The 25,775-nt window shown below is 48.7% G+C and carries 17 protein-coding genes; 15 read left to right on the forward strand and 2 right to left on the reverse strand.

The genetic code is table 11. The annotated features are described in order from the left end of the window. Positions 1-13: 13 nt before the first annotated feature. Positions 14-526 (forward strand): hypothetical protein, encoded by a 513-nt coding sequence (locus BC349_RS02810; protein WP_187255216.1) that lies wholly within the window; start codon positions 14-16, stop codon positions 524-526. On the opposite strand, the gene BC349_RS02815 is transcribed toward BC349_RS02810, so the two are convergent. Continuing rightward, complete coding sequence (locus tag BC349_RS02815) at positions 527-1,870, reverse strand: sensor histidine kinase (protein WP_187255217.1); 1,344 nt, start codon at positions 1,868-1,870, stop codon at positions 527-529. Beyond that, complete coding sequence (locus tag BC349_RS02820) at positions 1,860-3,215, reverse strand: sigma-54-dependent transcriptional regulator (protein ID WP_187255218.1); 1,356 nt, start codon at positions 3,213-3,215, stop codon at positions 1,860-1,862. Before BC349_RS02820 ends, BC349_RS02815 begins: the two co-directional genes overlap by 11 nt. A 183-nt stretch (positions 3,216-3,398) precedes the next feature. Here BC349_RS02820 and BC349_RS20145 point away from each other — a divergent pair, with 183 nt between their 5' ends. The 14 genes from BC349_RS20145 (at position 3,399) to lptE (ending at position 25,771) form a co-directional block, all read left to right on the forward strand. Beyond that, on the forward strand, positions 3,399-4,655 hold the full coding sequence (locus BC349_RS20145; RefSeq protein WP_187255219.1) for an efflux RND transporter periplasmic adaptor subunit: 1,257 nt from the start codon (positions 3,399-3,401) through the stop codon (positions 4,653-4,655). 60 nt (positions 4,656-4,715) lie between these two features. Continuing rightward, complete coding sequence (locus BC349_RS02830; RefSeq protein WP_187255220.1) at positions 4,716-4,946, forward strand: hypothetical protein; 231 nt, start codon at positions 4,716-4,718, stop codon at positions 4,944-4,946. A 17-nt stretch (positions 4,947-4,963) separates the two neighbouring features. Then, on the forward strand, positions 4,964-5,641 hold the full coding sequence (locus tag BC349_RS02835) for an ABC transporter ATP-binding protein (RefSeq protein ID WP_187255221.1): 678 nt from the start codon (positions 4,964-4,966) through the stop codon (positions 5,639-5,641). Between the two features lie 39 nt (positions 5,642-5,680). Then, positions 5,681-8,038: an ABC transporter permease gene (locus BC349_RS02840; RefSeq protein ID WP_187255222.1), complete on the forward strand. Its 2,358-nt coding sequence runs from the start codon at positions 5,681-5,683 to the stop codon at positions 8,036-8,038. A 30-nt stretch (positions 8,039-8,068) separates the two neighbouring features. Next, entirely contained in the window at positions 8,069-10,432 is a 2,364-nt protein-coding gene (locus BC349_RS02845; RefSeq protein WP_187255223.1) for an ABC transporter permease, read from the forward strand. Between the two features lie 10 nt (positions 10,433-10,442). Further along, positions 10,443-12,878, forward strand: coding sequence for an ABC transporter permease (locus BC349_RS02850; protein WP_187255224.1), 2,436 nt, complete (start codon positions 10,443-10,445; stop codon positions 12,876-12,878). A gap of 10 nt (positions 12,879-12,888) precedes the next feature. Further along, on the forward strand, positions 12,889-15,312 hold the full coding sequence (locus BC349_RS02855; protein WP_187255225.1) for an ABC transporter permease: 2,424 nt from the start codon (positions 12,889-12,891) through the stop codon (positions 15,310-15,312). A 14-nt stretch (positions 15,313-15,326) separates the two neighbouring features. Further along, positions 15,327-17,789 (forward strand): ABC transporter permease, encoded by a 2,463-nt coding sequence (locus BC349_RS02860; RefSeq protein ID WP_187255226.1) that lies wholly within the window; start codon positions 15,327-15,329, stop codon positions 17,787-17,789. An 11-nt stretch (positions 17,790-17,800) separates the two neighbouring features. Next, positions 17,801-20,185 carry an ABC transporter permease gene (locus tag BC349_RS02865; protein WP_187255227.1) on the forward strand — a complete coding sequence of 795 codons (2,385 nt, stop codon included), beginning with the start codon at positions 17,801-17,803 and terminating at the stop codon, positions 20,183-20,185. A gap of 13 nt (positions 20,186-20,198) precedes the next feature. Further along, a complete protein-coding gene (locus BC349_RS02870) occupies positions 20,199-20,894 on the forward strand; it encodes an ABC transporter ATP-binding protein (protein ID WP_187255228.1) in 696 nt (231 codons plus the stop codon). After that, complete coding sequence (locus BC349_RS02875) at positions 20,891-22,420, forward strand: TolC family protein (RefSeq protein ID WP_187255229.1); 1,530 nt, start codon at positions 20,891-20,893, stop codon at positions 22,418-22,420. Before BC349_RS02870 ends, BC349_RS02875 begins: the two co-directional genes overlap by 4 nt. A 108-nt stretch (positions 22,421-22,528) precedes the next feature. Next, complete coding sequence (gene miaB / locus BC349_RS02880) at positions 22,529-23,944, forward strand: tRNA (N6-isopentenyl adenosine(37)-C2)-methylthiotransferase MiaB (protein ID WP_187255230.1); 1,416 nt, start codon at positions 22,529-22,531, stop codon at positions 23,942-23,944. Between the two features lie 44 nt (positions 23,945-23,988). Next, the gene (locus tag BC349_RS02885) at positions 23,989-25,257 is read left to right on the forward strand and encodes a sigma-54 interaction domain-containing protein (RefSeq protein ID WP_187255231.1); all 1,269 of its coding nucleotides are present in this window, start codon (positions 23,989-23,991) and stop codon (positions 25,255-25,257) included. Continuing rightward, a complete protein-coding gene (gene lptE, locus BC349_RS02890; RefSeq protein ID WP_246456763.1) occupies positions 25,241-25,771 on the forward strand; it encodes an LPS assembly lipoprotein LptE in 531 nt (176 codons plus the stop codon). Before BC349_RS02885 ends, lptE begins: the two co-directional genes overlap by 17 nt. Positions 25,772-25,775 lie beyond the last annotated feature (4 nt).

Here is a 25,775-nt window from a genome sequence, read left to right on the forward strand (position 1 = left end):
CTAACTTTGTACCATGAATCTCTCCTACGCACACCTGCTGCCCGCTGATTTCCACCCTTCTTCAAGGGTTTGGATTTACCAGAGCAACCGTATGTTCGGCATGATGGAAGCACTGGAACTGGAAAAAATGCTGGACCAATTTGTGGCCGGATGGCAGGCTCACGGCGACCAGGTAAAGGGGTTTGCCACCCTGTTCTTCGGGCAATTTATCATCCTGATGGCAGATGAAACCCAGACCGGCGTAAGCGGCTGCAGTACAGACAGTTCAGTAAGGCTGATCAAAGCCATTGAACAGCAGTTTAATGTAAACCTGTTCGACCGCCAGCTGATGGCCTTTGTGGTGAAGGATAAGGTGCAACTCCTGCCCCTGGCCCAACTCAACCACGCCATAGAAAATAACTTCATCAACGGCGATACGCTCTATTTCAATAACCTGGTCCAGACCAAACAGGACCTGGAAAATAATTGGATCATACCTGTAAAAGACAGCTGGCTGAAAGGCCGTATTCCCACGCTGGCGACCTGATCAGAACTGCAGAATAAAAGCCGTTCCCTCTCCTTCCACACTTTGCACCTGGATACTTCCCTTGTGCAGCATCATGATCTGCTTGCATAAACTCAGCCCGATACCCGAGCCGCTTTTCTTGGTGCTGAAAAAGGGAATGAAAATCTTGTCGAGTACTTCTGCCGGCATCCCCGCTCCATTATCTGCCACGCGGATGACGGTACGTTTGTTGGAACCGGCATAGGCAGATAAGACGATCCGCGGATTGGGCCGGTCCTTCACTGCATCCATCGCATTCACCAGCAGGTTGATGAGCACCTGGTCCACCAGGTTGGTATCTGCTTCCAGGATCAGTTCCGGATCCTTCAGGATGATCTCCGTTTCTATTCCCATTTTCTCCAGTTTGGGAGCCATCAGCAGGTTAAGGTTCTGGAACAGATCAAGCACTTTTACTTTCGTGAGGGTCAGCGTGGTGATCTTGTTCAGGCTGCGATAGGTTTCAGCAAACCGCAGCAGTCCTTCACTCCGGCGCTTGATGGTTTCAATACCTAGCTCCAGGTCGTCGAAAACGGCCGAGTCCCCCTTTATTTCCTCAGCCACCTGGTGCAGACGGTTCTTCAGGGTATCGGCCAGGGATGAAATAGGAGCCACACTGTTCATGATTTCATGGGTCATCACACTTAGCAGCCTGCTCCACGCGCGACTTTCAGTTTCATCCAGGGCCTCATCCACATTCTGGAAAGCGATGAGTTTAAAGACCTGGTTTCCGGTCTGGAAGGCTGAACAGGAGACCAGTATTTTAAAGTTGCCTTTCTCCAGATGCACGGTTGCGATCTTCACTTCACCGGGTTTAATGGTCTCCACGGCCGCAGCCAACGCAGCATCGCGGCGGGCAAGGGATGCAATGGTCTTCAGATAGGGTATCTGCAACATCCGCTTGAGCGATTCATTCATCCACACCACTTCCCCGCTCTGTGTATCATAGGAGAGGATTCCGGTATCCACGAGCTCGAGTATACGCTGCAGGTACTGGTACTGGGTTTCCTTTTCCTTGCTGATGCCCTTGAAGGCGGTATTGATCTCATTGAATCCCTGCCTTAATGGTTGCAATTCAGCCGGGGCGTGCGTTACATCAAAATATCGGGTAAAGTCCCGGTAATGCACTGATTCCACAAATTGTTTCAACTCGTCCTGGGCTTTGCGCTGCGACCGGTAAAAATCATAGAACTGCCAGCCCAGCAGAGGAACCGTCAGCAACAGGAGGCGGTATTCCCCTCCTATCAATGTCCAGGCGGTTGCGAAAAGCACCGCAAAGAGTAGCAGTACCCGCAAAAACAGCCTCGTTTCAAATTTATCAGATATCATATTTGCTTAGTCTGCGGTAAAGGGCCGTACGCGTAAGTCCCAGCTCCTTTGCGGCCCGTGTGATATTGCCATTGTGTTTCTCGATCACTTTCAATATGGTATTCTTTTCCACTGCACTGAGTTTGAAATCCGCAGGTTCCTCACGTTCATCCATAGCCGATTCAATGGGTGAGAACAAAAGGTCCTCGGCAGTCAGTTCTTCTTCCTCGGCCATGATCACTGCCCGTTCAATGGTGTATTGCAGTTCGCGCACATTCCCGGGAAAGGAATAGGACAGCAGTTTATCCTTTGCGCTTTTATCAAAAGACAGCAAAGGCTTCAGGTACTTTCCGCTGTACATTTTATTGAAATGGTCCGCCAGCAGCAGGATATCCCTGCCCCGCTTACGCAGCGGCGGCACAATGATCTCAACGGTATTGATGCGATAGATAAGATCCTTACGGAAACGATTCTCATTGGCCAGTTCCGCAATGGGCAGGTTGGTGGCACAGATCAACCGCACATCTACCGGAATGGGTGTATTTGATCCCAGCCGTGTTACCTGCCGGTTCTGCAGTACACTCAACAACTTGGCCTGCTGCTGCAGACTGATATTGCCGATCTCGTCCAGGAAAATAGTACCACCACTGGCTGCTTCGAAGCGCCCTATTCTTTCCTCACGGGCATCTGTAAATGCACCTTTCACATGGCCGAATAATTCACTCTCAAACAAGGAATCGGTCAATGCGCCTACATCCACTTTCACAAAGGGTTTGGCGGACCGCAGGCTGTGCTGGTGGATGGCTTTGGCAATCAGGTCCTTGCCGGTGCCGTTCTCGCCCAGTACCAATATGTTCGCGTCAGTCGGTGCGATCTTTTCGATCTTGTAAAAAATTGCCTGCATCTGTTCGGATTCACCCAGGAGTTCAGATCCGATGATACTTTGCGTGGCAGCACTGCTCTCTTCCCGAATGCCCGCACGTTTGCGCAACACATCTTTGATGGTGCTGATCAACCGGTCGTTGTGCCAGGGTTTCACCACGAAATCTGCCGCCCCGTCCTTGAGTGATTGAACGGCAAGGTCCACATCCCCATAAGCAGTGATCATGATCACGCCTGCATCGGATTTGAGTTCCTTAATGCGACGCAGCCAGAAGAGTCCCTCATTACCGGTATTGATGGAACTGGTGAAATTCATGTCGAGCATGATCACATCAAAGCGCTTTCCGGCCAGCAGGCTGGGCAGGTGCTGCGGATTCTTCTCCGTCACCACTTCCATCACTTCCGTTTTCAGTAATAAACGTACAGCCGTGAGCACATCGGTGTCATCATCCACGACCAGTACAGTGGCATTTTTGATTGTCATAATTACTCTGCAATGTTAGGATTTATTTACACTGTACACACCGGCTCAAAAGCGGACACAAATTGTATCAAAAGCGAACAGTCGGATTCAAGATAAGTTTACAAAGACTTCATTTTCAATGATTTAAATTTTGGCACGCCGTTGCATATCAATAATCCGAACGAATAACACAAACCATCAACTGTGGACAGAGTAATAGAAAAAAAGAAATGGCCGGCCAGGAAGATCTGGACCATCGCGGGTATTGCGGCCCTGGTTGCGCTTATCGGAGGCAGTTACTATTATACTGCCGGTGCCAGCCGCCTCAACGTGGATACCGAACGTATCACGATCAGTGAGATCAAAAAGGGGATTTTCCAGGAAAATATTCCCGTAAACGGTATCGTGCTCCCCGTGACCACCATCTACCTCGATGCCACCGAAGGCGGACGGGTGGAAGAGAAATATGTGGAGGATGGTGCGATCATGACCAAGGGCCAGCCGATCCTGCGACTAAGCAATACCGATCTCGAACTGAGTCTCTCCAACCAGGAAACCCAGGTCTTCAATGTACTGACCCAGATGCAGATCTCCAGGAACAATGCAGACCAGAATACCATCACCCGCCTCAACCAGATGGCGGAGGTGGACAATGCGGTGAAAGAAGCCGAGCGCGTATATAACGTAAACAAGCGCCTTCATGAACAAAAGGCAATCGGTAAGCAGGAATACCAGTCCAGTGAAAACCTGTACAACTACCAGCAAAAGCGCAAAAACCTGACGGTGGATATCCTGAAAAAAGATTCCATTTCCAGCCGCCAGCAACTGAGCCAGATGCAGCAGTCTTACGAACGCATGCAGAATGCACTGCAGCTGATGCGCCGAAAAGTTGGAGACCTGGTGGTACGTGCGCCGGTGGACGGGCAGCTCACTTCCCTGGATGCCGAGATCGGACAATCCAAGAACAAAGGTGAGCGCCTGGGACAGCTGGATGTGCTCAGCGGTTTCAAGGTACGCGCAGATATTGACGAACATTATATTTCACGCATCATCACCGGTTTGAAGGGAACATTCAATTTCGCAGGCAGGGACTATGTGCTGACCATTAAAAAAGTATATACACAGGTAACCGGCGGTCGCTTCCAGGTGGACATGGAATTCGAGGGTGAAGTACCAAAGGGGGTGCGCCGCGGGCAGACCCTGCAGATCAAGCTGGCACTGAGTGATGAGAAGCAGGCCATCCTCCTTTCCAAGGGCGGATTCTATCAGCAGACGGGAGGCAACTGGATCTACAAGCTGAACGAAGCGGGAACCGTAGCCTACAAAACCGACATTCAGCTGGGCATGCAGAGCCCCGATAATTATGAAGTGCTAAGCGGGCTGCAGCCAGGCGATAAAGTGATCACTTCCAGCTATGAAAATTTCGGCACCAACCAGGAACTCATTCTGAAAAGGAAATAAACACTGACCACACCCACCATCCATAAAGCAATCAAGCCATCAACCATTAAACCTTCTTGTATGAAACATTCTCTTCTTAAATTTTGCGGAACACTTTTGCTGGTGCTGGTTTTATCAGCGGATACACAGAGCGGCGTGAATGGATGCCTGCCTTCTTTGGAGCAGGTAACCATTCCGGCCATCTATCAGACGCCGGCATTGATGCAGTACCCTGTTAAAAAAACCGCTGTTTCGCAGGAACATGCAGAAGAAGAATTGACTTCTCCCCTTTCTTTACTCTTATTCATTTAATACAACAACCACCTGATATGATCAAGATCTCTAACCTGGAAAAAATTTACCGCACCGAAGACGTGGAAACGGTTGCGCTGAACAAACTTTCTTTCGAAGTAAAGGACGGCGAATTCGTAGCCGTAATGGGACCCTCCGGCTGTGGCAAGTCCACCCTGCTGAACATCCTTGGCTTACTGGATGACCCCGATTCCGGCAGTTTTTTGTTTAACGGCATTGAAGTGGCGGGTTTCAATGAACGCAAACGGGCCGACCTGCGCAAACGCAATATCGGGTTCGTTTTCCAGAGTTTTAACCTGATCGACGAGCTCACCGTTTTCGAGAACGTGGAACTGCCCCTGATCTATACCGGCGTGAAAGCGGCGGAGCGGAAAAAGATCGTGGAAGATGTGCTGGATAAGATGGTGATCATGCACCGCCGTAACCACTATCCGCAACAATTGTCAGGCGGGCAACAGCAACGTGTAGCCGTAGCAAGGGCTGTTGTGAATAATCCCAAGCTGATCCTGGCGGATGAACCGACGGGTAACCTTGATTCCAGCAATGGCAATGAAGTGATGCAGTTACTCACAGACCTGAACGAGCAGGGCACCACCATTGTAATGGTAACGCATAGCGAACATGATGCACGCTACAGCCACCGCATCATCCGCATGCTCGACGGGCAGACAGTAATGCAGGACCTCATGGTATAACCATTCCCATTCACCCAACCAACCGGTCAACCTATCTTTATGATCTTCAGCTACCTTAAAGTTGCTTTCAGGAACCTGCGGAAAAACAGGTTCTTCACCCTAATCAATATAGCCGGACTCACCATCGGCATGACCAGCACACTGCTGATCCTGTTATGGGTAAATAGTGAGCGGTCCTGGGACAAGGACCAGAAGCACTATGAGGATATTTACCATGTTTATATAAACCGAAATTTCAACGGTGAGATTACCACCGGGCAGGACATGATGTTTCCCCTTCCTTCAGCGGCAAAAGCAGCCATCCCTGAAGTGGAAGCCGCAGCAGTAGCTAGTTTTCCAGGTGATGTGCTGATGACTGTGGGCGACAAAAAACTCAACCGCCGTTCGATTACAACCACTCCTGAATTCCTGGATATATTCAATTACGACTTTTTGGAAGGCACATCAGCGGCATTAAAAGATCCTGATGCCATCCTGATCACAGAATCCACTGCAAGAGGCCTTTTCAACCGCATCAATGTAATTGGCGAAACAATCAAACTGAACAACGACCGCTCCGTAGTGGTGAAAGCGGTCCTGAAAGACCCTGTCCCAGCCAGCACCGTGCAATTTGACCTGGTGCAGAGTTACAACCAATCATCAGATTGGGTGAAAAATGCTTCCGCTGATTGGGTGAACTGTGGTAACCGCGTATTCTTCCGTCTAAAGCCTGGATCCAATGCAACCGCAGTAGAGGCCAAGACAATTGCACTGATAAGGGCTAAGACCGGAAGCGAAAATCCCACCACACGCGGGCAGATTATCCTGCACCCGATGAGCAAATGGCGCTTGTATGAAGAGTATCGTGATGGGAAAAATACAGGCGGCCGAATTCAGTATGTGCGCCTTTTCACCTGGGTGGCTGTGGTGATTTTGCTGATTGCCTGTGTGAATTTCATGAACCTGAGCACAGCCCGCTCAGAAAAACGCGCCAAGGAAGTAGGCATCCGCAAGACCCTGGGATCCATGCGTAAGCAACTGGTTTTCCAGTTTGTGACCGAATCAGTCCTGATGGCCCTTTTCTCCTTTGCCCTGGCCGTTCTGTTCATGTTCCTCCTGGTGAAACCCTTCAGCCAGTTGCTCAACCAGCAGATCAGTGTTCCATACTCAGATCCGGCCTCCTGGGGCATTATGGCGGGAATCATTTTATTCACAGGATTCATTGCAGGAAGTTATCCCGCTTTTTACCTGTCAAGCTTTCAGCCTGTAAAAATTTTTAAAGGAACCTTCCTGAGCGGCAAACAATTACTGGCGCCCCGGAAGATACTGGTAACTGCACAATTCGTGATCTCCTTCCTGTTGATATCTGCAACCATCCTGATCTACCAGCAGCTTCAATATGTACAGAACAGGGATCTTGGTTACAGCCAGGACAACCTCCTGATGGTAAATTCTTCCAGCCAGGCCGACCGCCAATTGCAGGCATTTAAAAATGACCTTTATGCCACCGGTATGGTTGAGGCCGTGAACCGTACCGGCAACCAGATCACCGACATTTTCGGTTATACCTCCGGTATCAGTTACAGCGGAATGCCCGAATCAAAGAACCTGATCATAGGCTTCATGTTCACTGATCATGACTTCGCCAAAACAATGAAAGTAAAAGTCCTGGAAGGCCGTGATTTTCAACCGGCAGACACCAACAATGTTATCCTGAACAAGGAAGCTGTAAGGCTGCTGGGCCTGAAGGATGCCATCGGCACCAAATTGAACTGGGCCGGAAAGGAGCGCTTACTGGTAGGCGTTATAGATAATTTTGTAATAAACTCTCCCTATGGTGCCCCTGAGCCCCTGATGCTGGTTTCCGAATCAGGCTGGAATGGTCGTATCAATATACGTTTCAGGGATAATGTGGATATTAAAAAAGCAGTGGCGGCAGTGGAGACCATCTATAACAGGTACAGTCCGGATTACCTGTTCGAATACCGTTTCATTGATGAGTTTTTCAATGAAAAATTCAATAATGAGCAACTCATCGGCAGTCTCTCGGTAATATTTTCCGGTCTCGCCATTTTTGTTTGTTGTCTCGGGCTTTTCGGCCTGGTTTCTTTCGCCATTGAGAGAAGGAAAAAAGAGATAGGCATCAGGAAAGTATTGGGCGCATCTGTTCAGCAATTGCTGGTACTCATGTCAAAGGAATTCTTCCTGTTAATTGCCCTCGCCTTCCTGATTGCGATCCCATTGACCTGGTGGATGATGAAAGGCTGGCTCACAAATTATGCCTACCGCATTGAGATCAACCCTGTCGTTTTCCTGGTAGTGGCGGTACTGGTGGTATTCATTGCCCTGGTAACCATCAGCCTGAATGCCTCCCGGGCCGCATTGAAAAATCCTGTAACCTCCCTCCGATCTGAGTAAACCAATTCTTCATAACCAGAAACTGCCGGCATGTTCATCAACTATATAAAAATCGCCTTCCGGAACCTTTTAAAAAACAAAGGGTTCTCGGTTATCAATATCACCGGCCTGGCGATTGGAATGGCCAGTGCCATTTTAATACTGCTCTGGATCAATCATGAAACCAGCTATGACCAGTTTCATGAAAAAAAGGACAGGATTTATGAAGCCTGGCACAGGGCCGAATTCAGCGGTGAATTGCAGTGCTGGAATACCACACCAAAAGTATTGGCTGGTGCCATGCAAAAGGACCTGCCCGAAGTGGAAACCACGGCCAGGGTCAACTGGCGGAACATGAAACTGTTCACCGTAGGTGATAAAAGCCTGATGAGTGGCGGCAATATTGTGGACTCCACTTTTTTCCGGGTATTCAGTTTCCAACCGCTGAAGGGAAACCTGGAAACCGCCCTGATGAACAATGATGGCATAGTGCTGACCCGTTCCCTGGCCCTGAGTTTATTTGGTACAGAGGATGTGCTGGGTAAGATCGTAAAAATCGACCAGGAAGAAAATGCCATTGTAACGGCAGTAGTTGAAGACCCGCCCAAAAATACCCGGTTCAATTTTGAATACCTGCTACCATGGAGCAATATGCGAAAAATGCAGGGGGATGAAAGTAACTGGCAAAATAATTCCATACGCACATATGTGCTGCTCAGGCCAAATACCAACCTGGCCGGTGTGCAGGAGAAAATGAAGACCTTTCGGGTTAAATATGTGCCGGATGAACCCAAATGGCAGATGTTCATCTATCCCATTTCAAAGTGGAGGCTCTATTCCAATTTTGAGAACGGGAAAGAAAGCGGCGGCAACATATTATACGTTCGCATTTTTGCGGTAACTGCTGCTTTTATCCTGCTTATTGCCTGTATCAATTTCATGAACCTTAGCACTGCACGCTCGGAAAAAAGGGCAAGGGAAGTTGGCATCCGAAAAGTGGTAGGCGCCATGAAATCGAGCCTGGTAGCGCAGTTTATCGGGGAATCAATTCTGGTTGCAGGGATAGCCGGATTACTCGCCTTATTGATAGTTATCCTGAGCCTCCCCGCCTTCAACCAACTCACCAGCAAAGAACTAATGATCGACTTTGCCGACCCGACATTCTGGGGACTTTTTATTGCATTTATCCTTATTACAGGAATCCTCGCAGGCAGTTACCCGGCTTTCTTTCTCTCTTCATTTAAGCCTACGAGAGTATTAAAGGGGGCTTTCAATAAATCCAATGCAACGGTATCGCCCCGGAAAGTGCTGGTGGTAACGCAATTCAGTTTTGCCATCATCCTCATCATGTGCACCATCGTGGTACGCAAACAACTTTTGCATGCGCAGAACCGGAATGCCGGTTATGATAAGGATAAATTGGTGTATCATATGATGAACGGCGACCTTTATAAGAACTACACCCTGGTTAAAAATGAATTACTGGAATCGGGCATTGCCAGTTCGGTAACAAAAACCAGTGCTCCCCTGACGCAGGCCTGGCGAGATACATGGGGCATCCAGTGGGCCGGTAAGGATCCAAATGACAAAACTGATTTTGACATATTCTCTTCTGATGAAAACCTGGCAAAAACAGCAGGTTTACAGCTTGTCCATGGCCGCGATTTTGACCTTGCCAAATACCCCACCGATTCCATGGGCATGCTTATCAATGAATCTGCCATGAAGGCCATGAATTTAAAAGACCCCATCGGTAAGGAGATTTTTGATGGCGACGAAAAGTTCCATGTAGTGGGTGTCTTTCGCGATTTTATCATCCAGTCGCCCTTTTATCCCACCAAACCCATGCTGATTGAAGGCGCTGGCCCCAACTGGTTCAATACTATACATTTCAAATTAAGCAACTCGGGAACAGTGGCGGATAATGTCAGGAAAGCCGAAAGTATATTTAAAAAATATAACCCCAGCTATCCCTTTGAGTTTAAATTCATAGATGCGGAATACGATGCCAAGTTTGCCGGGGAAAAACGCGTAGCCACACTCTCCTGGCTCTTCTCCTTCCTCACCATTTTCATCTCCTGCCTTGGATTGTTCGGACTCGCAACCTATATGACTGCCACCCGTACCAAGGAAATCGGTGTCAGGAAAGTATTGGGCGCTTCGGTAACCTCCATATCCGGAATGTTATCAAAAGACTTTTTAAAACTGGTACTCATCTCGGTTTTCATTGGTTGTCCCATTGCCTGGTGGGCGATGAACAACTGGCTGGACAACTATCCCTATCGCACTGGCATCGAATGGTGGCTCTTCCTGCTTACCGCAGGCATTGCGATGCTGATCGCGCTGGCAACCGTCAGCTATCAGGCCATCAGGGCGGCGTTAAGTAACCCGGTAAAATCATTGCGTTCAGAATAAACCTTTTCATATGTTATTCAACAACCTTAAAATAGCCTGGAGAACTCTCGTAAAAAACAAGTTTTTCTCCGTTCTTAATATACTTGGCCTGGCAATTGGCATGGCTTGTTTCCTGTTGATTGCGCTGTATGTAACAGATGAGCTCAGCTATGATCGATTCCATAAAAAAGCGGACCGGATCTACCGAATCAATTCCGATATTCTCTTCGGTGGCAATTCGATGAGCCTGGCGGTCACATCAGACATGATGGGTTCTACCATCAAAAAGGATTACCCCGAAGTAGAGGAATTTACCCGTGTGTATAATTCCAATGGTTCGAGACTGGTAAAAAAGGGAAACGATTTCCTGCAGGAATTGGGGGTAGCCTATGCGGATTCCACTTTCTTTGACATATTCAGTTATGAGCCGGTAGCCGGAGATCTGCATACCGCCCTGAACGAACCAAATACAGTGGTGATCTCGGAATCCGCTGCCATGAAATATTTTTCCAGTCTGGACGTGGTGGGAAAGAATCTCGAAACTGATGACAACAATGGCACCATTTATAAGGTCACTGCCGTGATCCGGGACATGCCCAAACGTTCCCATTTCCGGTTCGACTTTATTTTTTCCATGGATAACCTGAACTATGGATTCGGGGATTTCCTCAGCCACAATTTCGCCACTTTCCTGTTGCTGAAACCCGGCAGTTCTGCTGCAAGCCTGGAAAAGAAATTCCCGGAATATGTCAACCGTTATATATTCCCGATGCTGCAACAGACCATGCAGGTCAAAACCATAGCTGACCTGGAAAAGTCGGGATCAAAGCTTGAGTATTCCCTCATGCCCCTTACCGACATTCACCTGCATTCCGCCAGGGTGGCGGAACTGGGCATCAACAGCGATATCCGTTATGTATATATTTTTCTAGCGGTAGCCGTTTTCATTTTGCTGATCGCCTGCATCAATTTCATGAACCTTTCCACCGCCAGGTCGGCAAACCGTGCCAGGGAAGTAGGAATCAGGAAAGTATTGGGCACTACATACCATACACTGATCCGGCAATTCCTTACTGAATCAACCCTGATATCTTTTCTGTCACTCCTGATTGCCATAGTCATCGCAGCCCTGGTCCTGCCCCTTTTCAATGATATAGCAGGAAAGGAAATTTCGCTGGCAAATTTCTTCCAGCCCCTGTTCCTGGTATCGATGCTGGCCCTGCCTTTTGTGATCGGCCTCCTGGCAGGCACCTATCCCGCCTTCTTCCTCTCTTCCTTCAAACCCATAACGGTATTAAAGGGAAAACTGAGTGGCGGGGCAAAGAAAAGCAACCTCCGCAGCACCCTGGTGGTCCTGCAGTTTTCAATGGCAATTATTCTCATAGTAGGCACCATCGTTGTTTACCGGCAACTGGCTTATATCCAGCAAAAGAAGTTGGGCTTTAGCAAGGAGCAGGTGATGGTCATCAATAATACTCAGGTTATGGGCGATGGCACCCGGGCATTCAAAAATGAATTGCTGCGTTTACCCGGGGTGAAAGCTGTCTCAAGTGGTGGTTATCTGCCAGTTGCCGGTAGCAGTCGTAATGACAACACTTTTTCGAAAGAAGCGGTAATGGACATGAAAAACGGTTTCAATATGCAGGTGTGGGGGGTCGATGAAAATTATATTCCCCTTCTGGGCATGGAAATAAAACAGGGAAGGAACTTTTCAAAGGAATTTGTTTCTGACTCCATGGCCATAATCATCAATGAAACCACGGCCGATATGTTGGGTTACGATGATCCTGTGGGGAAAAAGATATATAAGAGCCAGTCTAATTCCCAGGCTGAAATGCTTGCCTATACCATCATTGGTGTGGTGAAGAATTTCCATTTCGAATCCCTGAAACAAAAGATTGGCCCCCTTTGCATGCGCCTAAGGAATGCCGATTGGTCCATTGCGGTTAAAATGGATGCCACTAACGTCCAGAACCTGGTGAAACAGGTGGAGCAGAAATATGCGGCGCACGCAGCAGGTTTCCCCTTTGGGTATTCCTTCCTTGATGCCTCCTTCAACAATATGTATAAGGCTGAATCGAAAGCGGGTAAACTGGCCTTCAGTTTTGCTGTGCTGGCCATCCTGATTGCCTGCCTGGGGCTATTTGGCCTGGCAGCCTATATGGCTGAGCAAAGGAACAAGGAAATCGGGGTACGTAAAGTGCTGGGGGCGTCTGTCAACCAGATCATGGTACTGCTTTCTATGGACTTCCTGAAACTGGTGGCCATCTCCGCCTGTCTAGCCTTCCCGCTCTCCTGGATCGTAATGAACAAATGGCTGGAAGATTTTGCCTTCCGTATCAATATCGGATGGTGGGTCTTTTTGGTGGCAGGATTACTGGCGGCATTGATTGCCCTGGTAACGGTTGGCTTCCAGGCACTGAAAGCAGCATTAAATAATCCCGTAAAAAGCATTAGAACCGAATAAACCTTAGACTATGTTCAAAAATTATTTCACCATTGCACTCCGCAATATCAAAAGACACCGTTCGCACAGTGTCATCAACATTGCGGGACTGGCCATCGCACTGGCAGCCACCATCGTAATCTTCCTGGTACTGCAGCACGAGTACAGTTATGACACCTACCATAAAAATGCCGACCGCATTTACCAGGTCATCAAAAAAGATGTCAGCCCGACCGAAACAGGCTTCCAGGTCGGCGTCCCCTTCCCTGCTACAAGAGCCCTGCGCCAGGACTTTCCGCAGGTAACGTTTGGTGAATTGTATAAATCATTCGGCAGCCAGCTGACCGTGATGAAAGATCCCAACACAATCAGCTCACGAAGGTTCATTGAAGAGTCCGGGGTATTTTTTGCCGACCCTGAAATATTCAGCATTTTTGATGTGAAGTGGATGGCAGGATCAGCAGCCGTACTAAAAGAACCGGGCAAATTAGTACTGGCAAAAAGTATCGCGGAAAAATATTTCGGTACCTGGCAATCTGCCATGGACGGATACCTGAAGATCGACAACAATATCCTGGTACAGGTGGCAGGTATTATTGAGGATGTGCCCAGTAACAGCGACTTTCCTTTTGCGGTGATTCCTTCCTACAAAACATTTGAAAGCAATCAGCAATATTTCAATTACGGCGAACAGATAAATGATTGGGGGCTATCCACCTCCGACCACCAGGTATATGCACTGCTGCCTGAAAATATGAAAGCAGCATCCATTGATGCAAATCTGGAAACATTTTCAAGGAAATATTACCGAATGGAGAGTGCAACCAAAACCTCGCATTTTCTGCAACCACTTAAGAATATTCACTTCGACACCCGCCTGGAAAACAACGGGGATCACATCAGCAACAAGACTTCCCTGAATACACTGGCCCTGATCGGCGTACTGATCGTATTGATGGCCTGCATCAATTTCATCAACCTCTCCACTGCCCTGGCTGCAAAAAGAGGCAAGGAAGTGGGTATAAGGAAGGTGATGGGCAGCAGCAAAACACAATTGCGCACCCAGGTACTGTTTGAAACCGGTCTCATTGTATTGTTCGCAGGTATGACAGCTGTTTTGCTCGCATGGCTGGCACTGCCCTACCTGCGTTATATTGCCGATATCCAGCAACAACTGACCCTGATCAATACCGGTAGTATCCTTTTTCTGGTGATAACCCTGGTTGTTACAACCATTCTCGCAGGTTTCTATCCATCCCTGATACTGAGCAGTTTTCAGCCGGTGGAAGCCATCAAGAACAAAATCAATAATACCCGCGTTGGCGGCCTTTCTTTACGTCGTGTGCTGGTGGTACTTCAGTTTGCTTTCTCGCAACTGCTGATCATTGCCACCATCATTGCCGTGGGTCAAATGAATTTTATCCGCACCGCGGATATTGGTTTCGACAAGGAAGCTGTTTTGCTTTTACAAGGAAACAACGACAGCACATCCCTTGCCCGGCAAGCCGCTTTCAAGTCAGACCTGCTGAAATTGCCGGCGGTAAAAAGTGTGAGCTTTACGATGGATCCGCCATCCAGTCTTAATTCCTGGACTACCAATTTCGCCTTCAACAACAATACCGAGGATCTGCCTTTTAGCCTCTACCTCAAAACCGGAGATGAACATTATGCCGGGACCTTCGGTATGAACCTGCTGGCTGGTCGTTTTTATACAACCGCCGACAGTGCCCGTAAGGTGGTGATCAATGAAACCCTGATGCAAAAGGTTGGCATTAAAGAGCCATCCGAAGCGATCGGTAAAACCATCCGTATCGGTGCGGGAAAATTCAGGGAAATCGTAGGTGTGGTGCGGGATTTCAAAAACAATTCCCTTCGCGATGGCATCCAGCCTACGGCCATCATCAGCTACCCTGCATTTTATTCCCTCACTGCCATCAAGCTGAAAAGTAATAACCTGGGCAAGTCCGGTGAGGCAATCCAGCAGGTCTGGGATAAACATTATCCCGAATATGCCGCGGAGACAAGGTTCCTGGATGAAAGCATCAATGAATTCTACCAGCAGGAAGAAAGGCTGAGCAGGCTCTACAAAGTATATGCGACCCTGGCCATCATCATCTCCTGTCTTGGTTTATACGGACTGGTATCCTTTATGGCTGTGCAGAAGAACAAGGAAGTGGGTATCCGCAAAGTCCTGGGCGCATCCGTGGGCAGCATCGTGTACTTGTTCTCGAAAGAATTTACCGTACTGATCCTTATTGCCTTTGCCCTGGCAGCTCCTGCAGGCTGGTACCTGATGAACAACTGGCTGCAGAATTTCACCTACAGGATCGATATCGGCGCCTGGGTATTTATCCTTGCTGTGCTGGCTTCCGTAATCATTGCCTGGCTGACCGTTGGTTATAAAGCGATCAGCGCGGCTACAGCCAATCCCGTTAAAAGTCTGAAATCAGAATAAAGAAAAATTACCCCATGTTCAGGAATTATTTCACCATTGCGATCCGGAATTTTTGGCGACACAAATTCTTTACGCTCATCAATGTGCTGGGACTGGCCATTGGTATTTGCGCAGCATTGGTTATTTACCTGATTGTGCAGCATGAGCTGACGTATGACAAATTCCATAAAGATGGTGACCGTATCTACCGGGTAGTATCAAATATGCAATTCCCGGGCATGACAATGAATATTTCGGGGGTACCGGTACCCCTGGCAAAAGCGGCCAGGGAGGAAATAAGCGGACTGGAATCTGTTACACATTTCCTGACGCAGTACGAAACCACGGTATCACCGGACCTTAACAGCCAGCAACAACCGAAAGTTTTCCGCAAACAGCAGCATGTAATTTATGCGGATGAATATTATTTTACCCTGGTCAACTACGACTGGCTGCAAGGCGATGCAGGCTTGGCACTGGTGAAACCGTTTTCAGTAGTTTTGACGGAAAGCCGTGCCAGGATGTATTTTCCGGGAACAGAACTGGCCGATATTCCCGGCAAGACCCTTACTTACAACGATTCAATCCGAACCACCGTTACCGGCATCGTAAAAGATTTCAAAGCAAACACCGATTTCGTTTTCACTGATTTTATTTCCAGGTCAACCATTGAAAATTCAGCATTGCGCAAGGATTATAACTGGGAGGAATGGAGAAGTATCAGTTCCGGGTCTCAATTGTTGGTGAAACTTAAAACCGGCGCAAATCCCGGTGGCATTGAAAAACAGATTGCCAACCTACGCCTCAAATACGTTAAACCTGAACAGGATGGTGAAAAAGATGGTTCCCAGCACTTCCTGCAACCACTGAAAGATATCCATTTCAATCCCGATTTCGATGCCTTCGACCAGCGCCAGGCCCACCTGCCCACATTATACGGTTTGATGGCAGTAGCCGTATTCCTGCTACTGTTGGGTGCCATCAATTTCATTAACCTTAGTACCGCACAGGCGTCTACAAGGGCAAAGGAGATCGGTATCCGCAAAACATTAGGGGGTGAGAAAAAACAACTCATCCTGCAATTTCTAAGCGAATCTTTTCTGCTGACAGTTTGTGCAACTGCACTGTCAATACTCTTACTGCCCATTTTACTGAATGTATTCAGGGACTTTATTCCGCCGGGCATCAGCGCAGGTTCACTGAACCAGCCGCATGTATGGTTGTTCATGTTGCTGGCAGTGCTCCTGGTAAGTTTAATGGCAGGCTTTTACCCTGCCCTGGTCCTGAGTCGTTTTAATCCTGTTACGGCAATGAAAAACCAGTTGTATGCGCAATCTGGCAGGTCACGGAGTGGCTGGCTGCGCCAGAGCCTTACCATTACACAGTTTGTGATCGCACAGTTCCTGCTCATTGCCACACTCATCGTGAGCAAGCAGATCCATTATTCCCTGAACAAGGACCTGGGATATAAACAATCGGCCCTCGTCTATTTTAACACCAAATGGAACTGGGCTAACCGGGAAAATGATAACCGGCGTTTCGCCCTCCTCCAGAAACTGAAAGCAATACCCGAAATCGAAAACCTGAGTCTCGCAGGTGGTCCGCCCGCAGAAAACGGCATGTCTTCTACCTCCATGAGTACCACCCATAATGGTAAAAAACTGGAGACCACAGTTGAAATGAAATATGCCGACACCACCTATTTCAGTCTCTATGGTATGAAATTACTTGCAGGAAGGAACCTGCGCCAGAGTGATACCATCCGGGAACTTGTCATCAATGAAACCTATGCCCGGATGATGGGTTTTGATCAGCCTGAAAAAGCAGTGGGACAATTAATCGACCGCGCATGGCCCACACCGGTAGTTGGGGTGCTGGCAGATTTCCATACCAAGGGAACACAGCAGGCCATCAAGCCCCTGGCCTATTCAGCCGCAACCGGAAGAAGCAGGACCATTCATCTGGCACTGAAACCCAAGGACAATGATCCCGAATTATGGAACCGCGGATTGAAAAAAGTGGAAACGGCCTACAAAGAGATCTACCCTGATGAAGATTTCGAATATCAATTTTTTGATGAATCCATCGCAAAATTCTACAAGTCCGAACAGAATATTTCCCGCCTGTTGAAATGGGCCACGGGCCTGAGTATTTTTATCAGTTGCCTGGGATTGCTGGGACTTGCCATTTACAGCACCAACAGCAGGAAGAAGGAGATCGGGGTGAGAAAAGTGCTTGGCGCCTCCGTGCCGCAGGTCACCGGTTTGTTGCTGAAAGATTTCCTGCAACTGGTTTTGCTGGCGATATTGATTGCCGTTCCGCTAGGCTGGTGGGCCATGTACAACTGGCTGCAGGATTTCTCCTATCGCACCAGCATGAGTTGGTGGGTCTTCGCCGCAACTGGCACAGGAATGATGCTTATTGCCCTGCTTATATTGAGTGTACAGACCGTTCGCGCAGCAAGCGCCAATCCGGTTGAGAATTTGAAAACAGAATAAAAAACCTATCCATGATCCGAAATTTTATCCTGATTGCAGTACGCAACCTGAAAAGAAATCTGGTCTTTTCAGCGATCAATATATTTGGTCTCAGCCTCGGGCTTGCCTGTTGTATGCTGATCTACCTGTATACCCTGGACGAAGTAAGTTTTGACAGGTTTCACAAAAATGGTCCGCAGCTATACCGGATCTCCGTCAACCTGTCCAACCCCGAAGGCAAACTGCACCAATTTGGTTATACAGGTATGATGCCCGGCCCCGCTTTTAAACATTCCATACCGGATGTCGAATCATATGTCCGGTACCAGTCAGAATACCTAACCGTTCGTAATGGGAATGAACTATTCGACCAGGAAGCCGCTTATGCCGATGAAACATTTTTTCAATTATTTTCCTTCCCCCTGGTCTCAGGTGTTCCGGAAAAATCCTTATCGGATCCCCAATCGGTAGTGCTTTCTGCCAGCATGGCGAAGAAATATTTTGGCAGCACCAATGCAGTGGGGAAAACACTGGAACTTAAACTGGGTGATACTTTCCAGCCCTACCAGGTATCGGCTGTGATGCAGGATGCGCCGCAGAATTCCTCCATCAAGCCACAGTTGCTACTACCCCTGAAATTCGCGCCATCACAAAATGACAAACACTGGATGAATTTTTTCCTGCACACGTTTGTACTTCTTAAACCCGGTGCTGATATCGCAAAAGTGGAAACACAGATGAACAGGGTTTTCATGGCCGAAGCCGCCGAAGAACTGGCAGCTAATAAACAAAATTCCGGCATGGAAGAAAAAGTCCATTACGGACTGCAGGCTTTCGAATCCATGCACCTGGATACCGTTTATCAGGCAGACAATGGACTGGTGGACGCCAGCAACCCAATGTATACTTATATTCTATCGGGCATTGCATTACTAATCCTGGTCGTCGCCTGTATTAATTTCGTGAACCTCACCCTGGGCCAGGCATTGAAACGATCCCGCGAGATCGGTATCCGCAAAGCTATGGGCAGCCAGCGATCACAACTGGTCACCCAGTTCCTGGGCGAAGCCCTTGTATTATGCAGCATCGCCTTCCTGCTGGCCGTTGGAATGGTTATCACGGTTTTGCCCTATTTCAATACACTCGCCAATAAAGCGCTTTCCTTCAGTTACCTGCTGGATGCAAAACTAATTTTCGGTTATGGGTTACTGTTATTTGCAACAGCCTTGCTCGCTGGGTTCTATCCAGCCCTTGTCCTGTCGGGTTTCAACCCGGTGCAAACCCTTTATGGCAAGGCCGTCCTGTCGGGAAGAAGCCTGCTCGCAAAGGGCATGGTGGTGTTCCAGTTCACGCTGGCAACCTTCCTGATTATGGCGGTGATCACCATGTACAGCCAGTTTAATTATCTGACCAATTATAACCTGGGCTATAATGATAAGGGCGTTTTAAGTGTGAATACGGAGAGAATGGACAAGCAAAAACTCAACCTTTTCCGGAATGAATTATTAAAAAATTCTGCCATTCAACAGGTTGCAGCAGATCAGGGTGGGTTCCAATTCAGCGTGGCCCATATCAACCAGGGATCCAATATTGAATACAATATCAGGTATATCGATGAGCAATATTTCCCGCTCTTTGACATTCCGGTGGTAAAAGGCAGGAACTTCTCTTCTGCCATGACAACAGATACGTCTGAAAGTGTTATCGTGAACGAAAGCTTTGTGAAGACGGCCGGCTGGAAGGATCCAATTGGACAGGAAGTGGATTTTTTCTGGCGCAATAAGAAATGTAAAGTGATTGGTGTGATTCGCGATTATCATTTCGAGTCACTCACAGAAGAAATGAAGCCGCAGCTTTTTACCGCTGATCCCGAGATGAAATTCTCCAATGTTTACCTGAGAGTGGCTCCCGGTGCGCTCGGCTCAGCACAGGCACACCTGTCATCGGTCTTCAAATCCTTTTTCCCGGCGCAGGCCTATAATCCCAGGTTCAAGGACCAGGAAAACCTGCAGGCATACGAAGCCGAAGCCAAATGGAAAACAATGATCAGTATGGGAGCAGTGCTGACCATCATCATATCCTGCATCGGCTTATTGGGACTCGCCACCATCACGGCACAAAAACGTACAAAGGAAATTGGGATCAGGAAAGTACTAGGTGCATCAGTCAGCGGAATCGTATCCATGTTGACAAGCGATTTCCTGCGTATGGTGGGATTGGCTGTCCTGATCGGTTTTCCACTGGCAGGATGGGCCATCGGGCAATGGCTGCAGAATTATCCATACCGGATTGAAATGAAATGGTGGATGTATGGCCTGGCGGGATTACTGGTGATGATGGTTGCCTTCTTTACCATCGGCTGGCAAACCCTGCAGGCAGCCCGTAGCAATCCTGTAAAAAGCCTGAAATCAGAATAATAAAATAACGACCATGATCAAGCTAAAAAATATAACCAAGTGGGTGAACAACGGAAATAACCGGGTATTCCTGCTCAAGGACATTAACCTTCAGTTCAATGAGGGAGAATTCATATCCATCATGGGGCCTTCCGGCTCGGGTAAATCCACCCTGCTTAATGTGATCGGCATGATCGATGATGCCGATGAGGGCGAATACCATTTCCTGGACCAGGCCGTTCATGAGATGAAAGAAAAACAGCGGGCGCTGTTATACAAACAACATATTGGTTTCGTATTCCAGGCTTATCACCTCATTGATGAACTAACCGTTTACGAAAACATTGAAACACCCCTGCTCTACCAGAACATCAAATCTTCCGATCGGAAAGCCATGGTGGCTGATATGCTGGACCGATTCAACATTGTGGGTAAAAAGGATCTCTTCCCCAACCAGCTCTCCGGCGGACAGCAACAGCTGGTTGGCATCGCCAGGGCACTGATAGGTGCCCCCACCGTCATACTGGCCGATGAACCAACGGGCAACCTCAACAGCAAACAGGGCGAAGAGATAATGGAACTCTTCAGGGAACTCAATGAAAAAGACGGGGTCACCATCATCCAGGTCACCCATTCAGAAAAAAACGCCGCATACGGCAATCGTATCATTCACCTTTTAGATGGTCGGGTTGACCATCATGCAATGGAACAATACACAAAAACAGTATGAAAAATCAGTTATACTACCGGATTAGAATAAGCGCAGCTATCCTGTTGATGGCCGGCGCATCATTGCTGGCCACCGGAGATTTGCAGGCCCAGTCCACGGCCCCTGCACGGCCAGCCAGTACAACCGCAACATCCCAGCCCCCAGCCCCCCCGGTAACAGGCGACCCCACGGGTCCTCTAAGCCTGCAGCAATGCGTGGAACTGGCCCTGGCCAATAACCTTGAGTTGAAACAGGCCGAGATCCAGGCATCTTCTGCAAAGGTGGATTACAAACAATCGCGCAACAACCTGCTTCCTGCGGTGAATGGTTTTGTGGAACACGGATTGAACCAGGGCCGGAGCATCGATCCGTTCAGTAACAGTTACCTGAACCAGAACATCAATTACGCCAACTACGGTCTCAGTGGCGGCGTAGTGCTTTTTAACGGCCTGGCCGCACAGTACAATATCAAATCGCAGCGGCTGGCCTATGAAGCCGGACAGGCTGATATCCAGCAAAACAAGGACAACCTCATTGTGCAGGTGATGGTTGCCTATCTGCAGGTGCTGGCTACTTCTGACCAGCTCGTTCAGATCCGCAACCAGGCAGAACTCAGCCGGAAGCAGGTGGAAAGGCTCACACTGCTGAACAATGAGGGATCAATTACCCCTTCACAATTGTTTGACCTCAAGGGACAACTGGCCAATGACGAGATCAGTCTCATCAATACACAGAACCAGCTGGAGGCGGCCCGACTGACCCTTTGCCAGCTCATGAATGTGCCCTATGATCCCACTATCCAGCCCCAGTCCATCAGCACCGGCGATTTCCTGAAATCTTATGAAGGCAGCGCGGCAACCGTCTATCAATCAGCCCTGCAAAACCTGGCCATGGTAAAATCCGCCACCCTCAAAAAGGAAAGCGCCGAACAGGGCGTGAAAGCCTGGAAAAGCCAGCTCTGGCCGGTATTTTCAGTAAATGCAGGATTGTACACCAATTACTCCAGTGCGGCAAAAACCGCCCGATTGATCAGTTCCAGTGAGGTGGAAACAGGTGGATATATTAAGATCAATGGCAGCCAGTCGCCGGTGTACACCATGCAGGATAATTTCACCCAGCAGGACATCAGCTATGGTAACCAGTTCCGCAACAACTACAGTACCAATGTGAACCTGGCGGTCCGTATTCCCATCCTGAACAGCCTGCAGACCCGAAACCGAATCAGCCGGTCGAAACTGGTATTGCAAAACGCAGATGTGGTGGAGAAAACCACCCGCACACGCCTTCAGCAGCAGGTGGAGCAGGCCTGGCTCAATATGACAGCAACCTATAACCGTTATAATACTTTACTGCAGCAGGTAGATGCTTTCAATGAATCCTTCCGGGGAACTGAAGCCCGTTTCAACGAGGGTGTCTTGAACAGCGTGGACTATCTCACCGCCAAGAACAACCTCGACCGTGCAAACAATAATCTGATCATCGCCAGGTATGAATATGTACTGAGAACCAGGATTCTGGATTACTACCAGGGAATGCCGGTGTGGTGAGGAGAATAAAGGCCGGACAACTCATTTTCCCTATCACCAATAATTAACATCTGCCAATTTGGCACTAATGGTTGCTTTTTGCTATTTTTGCCCCCTTAATTGAGCTAGATGCTGGACCTGATCAATAAAGTACATGATGAGAACCGCCAGGGGGAGGCTTTTGCTCCCTTTCCCGTGGATGAAAACCATTACAAAAAACATTTTTACATCGAGAGCTATGGCTGTTCGATGAACTTTGCCGACAGCGAGATTGTGGCATCCATCCTGCAGGACCAGGGATTTGGTGCCACCCGCAATATGGAAATAGCTGACCTGATTTTCATCAATACCTGTTCCATCCGCGAAAAAGCCGAACAAACCGTTCGCAAGCGCCTGACAGATTTCAAAAAACTGAAAAGGGCCAGGCCGGGGTTGCTGGTTGGCGTACTCGGTTGTATGGCTGAGCGCCTGAAGGCAAAATTTCTGGAAGAGGAGAAACTGGTGGATATGGTGGTGGGGCCAGATGCCTACCGCACCCTGCCCGGATTGATCGAAGAGGCAGAAACCGGTCAGAAAGCAGTGAATGTGTTACTGAGCCGCGATGAAACCTACGCCGATATTGCACCCGTGCGCCTGGATTCCAACGGCGTTTCAGCCTTTGTGAGCATCATGCGGGGATGTAATAATATGTGTTCCTTCTGCGTGGTACCCTTTACCCGCGGACGCGAAAGGAGCCGGGATGCAGAAAGCATCCTTGCGGAATGCACAAACCTTTATAATGATGGTTACAAGGAAGTGACCCTGCTGGGTCAGAATGTTGATTCCTATTATTATGTGAACGAAAGGTCAGATGAAACCGTCACTTTCGCCAGCCTGCTGGAAAAAGTGGCGCAAATCGGCTCGGATTTGCGCGTGCGTTTCTCTACTTCCCACCCCAAGGACATCACCGACGAGGTGCTGCATATCATGGCGAAATACGAAAACATCTGCAAATACATCCACCTGCCTGTGCAGAGTGGCAGCAGCCGTGTGCTGCAGCTGATGAACCGGACCTATACCCGTGAATGGTATATGGCAAAGGTGGACCGCATCAGGGAAATTCTTCCGGACTGCGGCATCTCATCTGATATCATTGCCGGTTTCTGTACGGAAACCGTGGAAGATCACGAGGATACACTTAGCATCATGGAGTACAGCCGGTATGACCTGAGTTATATGTTCTTCTATAGTGAGCGCCCGGGAACCCTGGCAGCCCGCCGTTACCAGGACGATATCCCACTGGAAGTGAAGAAACGCCGCCTGCAGGAGATCGTTGATCTGCAGGGAAGACTCAGCAGGGAAAGCAACCTGCTCGACCTGGGAAAAACATTTACCGTATTGGCAGAAGGCCCGAGCAAGAAAAACCCCGCCGACTGGATGGGACGCAGCAGCCAGAACAAAGTGATCGTTTTCCCCAAACCCGAAGGACTGAAAAAAGGTGATTACGTGAAGGTGAAAGTGACAGATTGTACCCAGGCAACCTTATTAGGCAGGGTCGAAGAATAGATCCCATTCACCTATTGACCCAATCACCCATTGACTATTTCACCATGGACATTCAAAGTATAAAAAATCGTTTCGGCATCATCGGCAACGCCCCTGCCCTTAACCATGCACTGAACGTAGCGGCCCAGGTAGCCAACACCGACCTCAGCGTATTGATCGTGGGGGAAAGCGGTGTGGGTAAGGAAGCGTTCTCCCAAATCATACATGCCCTGTCGGCACGCAAACACAACCCTTTTATCGCGGTAAACTGCGGTGCCATTCCGGAAGGCACGATCGACTCTGAATTATTCGGTCATGAAAAAGGCGCCTTCACCGGCGCAGTTGACAGCCGGAAAGGTTATTTCGAAACCGTAAATGGCGGCACCATCTTCCTCGATGAAATTGGTGAGATGCCACTCGGCACACAGGCCAGGCTGTTGAGGGTGCTGGAAGCCGGAGAATTCATCCGTGTTGGTTCCTCCAAGGTGCAGAAAACAGATGTGCGGGTTATTGCCGCCACCAATAAGGAATTACTGGAATTCACCCAGAATGGCAAATTCCGGGAGGACCTCTACTACCGCCTGAGTACCGTGCCCATCCGGGTGCCATCCCTCCGAGACCGCAAGGAAGACATCCCCCTGCTGTTCAGGAAATTCGCAGTTGACTTTGCGGAACGCTACAAGACCCCACCGGTTCAGCTCGACGACGAGGCCCGAAATTTACTGGTCAGTTATTCCTGGCCTGGTAATGTCCGCGAGCTGAAAAATATCGCCGAACAGATTTCCGTACTTTCCACGGACAAACAGGTTGGCGCAAATGAATTAAGAAAATTCCTGCCCGTTGAAAAGGTCACAAGCCGGCTGCCAATGGTCATCGGGAACGGTTCACATGGAGGCACACACGAATTCAGTAATGAACGGGAGATCCTGTACAAACTTTTTTTCGACATGAAGAAAGATGTAACGGAGCTGAAAAAAATGTTCGTGGAAATCATGCAGAACCCGGGCGAAGCCGCTGCAGCTGCTGCCTATACCAAGGAAAGTCTCCTGCGCGAATATCCCTCACCGGTAGAACTGCAACAGCCGGCGAATGTATTGCCCCCAACCTATTTGCCACAGGTAAGCTCGCCGCAGCCTGCAGTCATTATGCCACATGAAGAAATCCACGAACATGAAGAAGTGGAAGAATCGCTCAATATCATGGACAAGGAAAAGGAACTCATCGTCAAAGCGCTGAAAAAACATAAGGGAAAAAGAAAGGATGCTGCAACAGACCTGGGCATCAGCGAAAGGACCCTTTACCGCAAACTGAAAGAATATGATATCAATGACTAATCCCCTGCATAGAACTTTCGCCATAAAAACAGTCCTGCTGTTGTTTTCAGCCATGACCTTATTCAGTGGCTGCTATTCCTTCCGCGATGTATCCATTCCGCCTGAAGTGAAAACTGTCAGGATCAATTTCATTGAAAACAAGGCCAGGTACGTGAATCCCCTGCTGAGCCCACAGCTGACGGACAAATTACGGCAGAAAGTGATAAGCCAGACCAAGCTGACCCAGATCCAGGGCGAGGATGCGCATTATGATATTTCGGGAACGATCACCGATTATTCAGTTACCACCACAGGTATTGCTGACCGCCAGGTGGCCAGTAACCGCTTAAACATAACCGTACAGATTGTTTTTAAAAACCGTCTCGACGAGAAAAAGAATTTTGAGGCATCCGTGACCCGGAATTTTGATTTCAATGCCAGCCTGAGCTTACAACAAGCCGAAACCCAGCTGAATGAAACCATCCTCAGGAACCTAAGCGATGAAATTTTCAACCGCATCTTTTCCAACTGGTAAATAA

Origin of the sequence: Flavihumibacter stibioxidans (genome assembly GCF_014332695.1) — a bacterium.
Classification (GTDB): domain Bacteria; phylum Bacteroidota; class Bacteroidia; order Chitinophagales; family Chitinophagaceae; genus Flavihumibacter; species Flavihumibacter stibioxidans.

Excerpts from the sequence above, each read along its gene's own strand:
- BC349_RS02810 (WP_187255216.1), top strand. The coding sequence starts at position 14 with ATGAATCTCTCCTACGCACACCTGCTGCCCGCTGATTTCCACCCTTCT.
- BC349_RS02815 (WP_187255217.1), bottom strand. The coding sequence starts at position 1,870 with ATGATATCTGATAAATTTGAAACGAGGCTGTTTTTGCGGGTACTGCTA.
- BC349_RS02820 (WP_187255218.1), bottom strand. The coding sequence starts at position 3,215 with ATGACAATCAAAAATGCCACTGTACTGGTCGTGGATGATGACACCGAT.
- BC349_RS02830 (WP_187255220.1), top strand. The coding sequence starts at position 4,716 with ATGAAACATTCTCTTCTTAAATTTTGCGGAACACTTTTGCTGGTGCTG.
- BC349_RS02835 (WP_187255221.1), top strand. The coding sequence starts at position 4,964 with ATGATCAAGATCTCTAACCTGGAAAAAATTTACCGCACCGAAGACGTG.
- BC349_RS02840 (WP_187255222.1), top strand. The coding sequence starts at position 5,681 with ATGATCTTCAGCTACCTTAAAGTTGCTTTCAGGAACCTGCGGAAAAAC.
- BC349_RS02845 (WP_187255223.1), top strand. The coding sequence starts at position 8,069 with ATGTTCATCAACTATATAAAAATCGCCTTCCGGAACCTTTTAAAAAAC.
- BC349_RS02850 (WP_187255224.1), top strand. The coding sequence starts at position 10,443 with ATGTTATTCAACAACCTTAAAATAGCCTGGAGAACTCTCGTAAAAAAC.
- BC349_RS02855 (WP_187255225.1), top strand. The coding sequence starts at position 12,889 with ATGTTCAAAAATTATTTCACCATTGCACTCCGCAATATCAAAAGACAC.
- BC349_RS02860 (WP_187255226.1), top strand. The coding sequence starts at position 15,327 with ATGTTCAGGAATTATTTCACCATTGCGATCCGGAATTTTTGGCGACAC.
- BC349_RS02865 (WP_187255227.1), top strand. The coding sequence starts at position 17,801 with ATGATCCGAAATTTTATCCTGATTGCAGTACGCAACCTGAAAAGAAAT.
- BC349_RS02870 (WP_187255228.1), top strand. The coding sequence starts at position 20,199 with ATGATCAAGCTAAAAAATATAACCAAGTGGGTGAACAACGGAAATAAC.
- BC349_RS02875 (WP_187255229.1), top strand. The coding sequence starts at position 20,891 with ATGAAAAATCAGTTATACTACCGGATTAGAATAAGCGCAGCTATCCTG.
- miaB (WP_187255230.1), top strand. The coding sequence starts at position 22,529 with ATGCTGGACCTGATCAATAAAGTACATGATGAGAACCGCCAGGGGGAG.
- BC349_RS02885 (WP_187255231.1), top strand. The coding sequence starts at position 23,989 with ATGGACATTCAAAGTATAAAAAATCGTTTCGGCATCATCGGCAACGCC.
- lptE (WP_246456763.1), top strand. The coding sequence starts at position 25,241 with ATGATATCAATGACTAATCCCCTGCATAGAACTTTCGCCATAAAAACA.